A 1,935-nucleotide genomic window follows, 5' to 3' on the forward strand; every position below is an offset into this window, starting at 1 on the left:
CGCCCCCAACAACGCCGCTCGCCCGACCATGCCCACCAGCCTGCCATCTTCATCAACCACTGGCAGGCGCTTGATACGCCGTTCGATCATCAGCTCAACAGCATTGATAATCGGCGTGTCGGGCTTCACCGTCAGCACCGGACTGGTCATCACCGCCGCCGCCGTCAGATTCTTGAGCGCCAGCTCCAGCTCTGGCGGACGGGCACCGCCACCGATCCAGACCGCAAAGCGCTGTAACAGTCCCGGCGCTACCGGACGAGCCGCCCGACGGAGAATATCACCGTCGCTGATGATGCCAACAACACGCCGCTCCTGATCGACGACAATCACTCGCCGCCGGGGTGTCGAAAGAATATGGTCAAGTGTCTCAGCAAGAGGCGTTTCCGGTGTAACTGTCGGTACATCGCGGATCATGACCTCGCCAACGGTTTTGGCAGTGGTGAGTATTGAACCCGGCAGAACCTCACTGCTTGAGGCGAAGGTATTCGCCACCGTCTGCAACAGATCAGATCGGCTCAACATTCCGACCAGCCGCCCGGCTTCATCAACCACTGGCAGGCGTTTGTGATCATGCTCCGTCATGACCAGGGCAGCCTGGGTGAGTGAAGCCGTTGCAGGAATAGCTGTAGGGTTAGGGGTCATCACATCAGCGGCCCGTTCGGGACGAGCGGCGACTGCCGCCAGATGCGCCGCACGCTCAGCGCCCGGCAACAACTGCTGCAAATGCAGCGGCAACTGACTCACCCCGCGCTGGAGCAGATCGGCATCGGTAACAATACCGATCACACGACGTTCGGCATCAATCACCGGCATCGCCCGTAGCCCGCGTTCGAGCAGCAGACGCACCAGTTCGCCTACCGATGTTTCGGGCGTGACGGAGATAACGTCGTGATTCATCACATCGCCCACTTTGAGGTGGGCAGGCAGGGCACTTCCAGTCCGCCGCGCCACCTTCACGACCTGCACCGGCGAGAGCACGATCAAACCCTCTTGCACCAGCTCGCTGAGTTTGGGCAGCAGCCGTTGCAAACGGTCACTCCGATCAATGCAGGTGATCACCAAAGGCAACCGGCTCGGAATATCAACCAGGAGATCGCTGTGAAAGACCCCGTGAGTACCGTACCCCCCAACCCCACGAAATACGGTTACCCCCGGTGCACCGGCAGCCCGCAGCGTATCGACAATACGGGAAGCAACGGTACGGCCTTGCAAGCTATCTCCCTCATCGATGTAAATCCAGAGTTGTTGAGTCACGGTCTGCTCCATTGGAGACCTCCTCTCTGCTAGCCACCAAACCACCGACCCAGCCCAACACCGATGAAAACGGCAATCAGGCCGCCAATAACGCTTCCACCCATGTAACCCAATGCGGGCAACCAGTTCCCACTACTTAGCAGGCTAAAGCTCTCGTAACCGAAAGTTGAGAAAGTGGTAAAGCCACCCAAGAGACCGGTAACCAGCATTAAGCGTACCGGTTCACTCAGAGTCAATCGTGTGGAGATGAGCGTTAACAATAATCCGATCCCCAGACAACCGAGCAGATTGATGATGAAAGTACCGTAAGGCCATGCCGTACCAAACCGCTGAACAGCCCACAGACCGATGCCGTAACGCAAATTGGCACCGATTGCTGCCCCCAGGGCAATCGCCAATATGTTGTTCATCAGTCCAGTTCTTCTCTCAAAACAGAACCCAACAAAGCTACTTGTATTGTACGCCGATTTGTCAACTACGACTATGACAAACACAAAGGCAGGGCACATTCGTAAGAGCGGGTTCCCTACCAACCCCTACCATCTCACTCACCGACCTGGCTACAACTTCCCGACCGGATTGCCCGTAACGCACGGTTTGGCGTGAGGCAGCCATGCTGCCGCAACCACCGTACTCGCATTCAGGTGCGGGGGCACCGGCAAATGCAAAGGGACGGGTTCA

2 protein-coding genes are annotated in these 1,935 nt (G+C 57.8%); both read right to left on the reverse strand.

Annotation, left to right across the window (positions count from 1 at the left end):
- Nucleotides 1-1,266, reverse strand: a 1,266-nt coding sequence (locus VAE57_RS17650) for a DUF190 domain-containing protein (protein WP_322823144.1), incomplete at its 3' end; no start/stop codon positions are given.
- Between the two features lie 17 nt (nt 1,267-1,283).
- Nucleotides 1,284-1,664, reverse strand: coding sequence for a fluoride efflux transporter CrcB (gene crcB, locus VAE57_RS17655; RefSeq protein WP_322823145.1), 381 nt, complete (start codon nt 1,662-1,664; stop codon nt 1,284-1,286).
- Nucleotides 1,665-1,935: the final 271 nt, after the last annotated feature.

It is taken from the genome of Chloroflexus sp., from assembly GCF_034434295.1.
Classification (GTDB): domain Bacteria; phylum Chloroflexota; class Chloroflexia; order Chloroflexales; family Chloroflexaceae; genus Chloroflexus.